This is a genomic window from Runella defluvii, from assembly GCF_014195535.1.
Lineage (GTDB): Bacteria > Bacteroidota > Bacteroidia > Cytophagales > Spirosomataceae > Runella > Runella defluvii.
Window position 1 is genome coordinate 1 of the sequence record NZ_JACIBY010000046.1, and the last position, 1,300, is coordinate 1,300.

The window sequence follows — 1,300 nt, forward strand, 5'->3', positions numbered from 1 at the left end:
GCCTTTACAAATACGTGGATATGGTCGGGCATTACGTCTAAAGTGGCAATTTCCCAATCATTCTCTATTGCCACTTGCCGAATGATTTCTTTAAGTCGAATCTCAATTTGACCTGTCAATATTTTTCGTCTGTATTTAGGACAAAAAATAATGTGATAGCCAATATTATAGGTGGCACTTCTGGATTTTTCTAATTGTTTCATATTACAAATATAATGTAATTTGTTAGTTTTGTATTATGAATCTAACAACATTGCAATATCGAATCAAGGACTCAACGGCAAGTAAGAAACTTGTTGTACTGGGTTATTCGTGCAATTTTGTTTGGAACTACTGCAACCAAGTTAATCAGGAAAGTTGGAAGAAATTTGGCAAACCACTTTCTGCTTTTGATTTAAACAAACTTACTGCCAGTTGTGCCAAAGAATTAGGCTTGCACTCCCAAACAGTTCAGGCGGTTTGTGAGGAATACGCCAAATCCTGTAAGCAACACAAAAAACGTAAACTCAATTGGAGAAGCAGAAAAAAATCATTGGGCTGGATTCCCTTTAAAGGTGTCGGTGTTAAAGTGTCATCCGATACAGTAAGCTACAATGGGCATAAATTCAGATTTTGGCTTTCTCGTTCTATTGCCTCAAAGGTTCGTTTTGGTTCTTTCTGTCAGGATTCAAAAGGTAATTGGTTTGTAAACTTTGTGATTGAGCAGGCTGAGATAGTAAGAGAAAAAAATGGAAGACAAGTTGGCATCGACCTTGGCCTAAAAACATTGGCTACTCTTTCGGATGGTGTTGAGTTTAACCGCGAAAATCTCACCAAAAAGTATGAGTTAAAGTTAGCGGTTGCCCAACGCGCAAATAAGAAAAAGCGCGTCACAGCTATTCATGCAAAAATCAAGAACAAAAGAAAAGACTGGAATCACAAAATCAGTACTGCTATCGTCAATGAGTATGATAAGATAGCAGTAGGCAATGTGAGTTCATTAAAGTTAAAAAAGACCCGGATGGCTAAATCTGTATCGGATGCAGGTTGGTCAGACTTCAAAGTGATGCTTGGATTTAAAGCCGTTAGGCTTGGTGTCGAAATGAAAGAGGTCAACGAGAGTTTCTCAACGGTCACTTGCTCAACCTGTCTGCAAAGAACAGGTCCGAGTGGACTAAGTGCGTTGGGGGTAAGAGATTGGGTATGTTCGTGTTGCGGCACTTCGCATTTAAGAGATGTCAACGCGGCTAAAAACATACTACAATTCTCCGTTAGGGGCATCTAACGCTAATTAAAGGAATCCCCCAGCCTTTAGGCGGGG

The 1,300-nt window shown here is 39.6% G+C and carries 2 protein-coding genes; one reads left to right on the top strand and one right to left on the bottom strand.

Annotation, left to right across the window (positions count from 1 at the left end; all coding sequences use genetic code 11):
• Positions 1–203: IS200/IS605 family transposase (gene tnpA, locus FHS57_RS31605; RefSeq protein ID WP_183980810.1), on the bottom strand; the 203-nt coding region annotated here is incomplete at its 3' end.
• Between the two features lie 50 nt (positions 204–253).
• Between tnpA and FHS57_RS31610 the strand changes: the two genes are divergently transcribed.
• Entirely contained in the window at positions 254–1,264 is a 1,011-nt protein-coding gene (locus FHS57_RS31610) for an RNA-guided endonuclease InsQ/TnpB family protein (RefSeq protein WP_221225790.1), read from the top strand.
• Positions 1,265–1,300 lie beyond the last annotated feature (36 nt).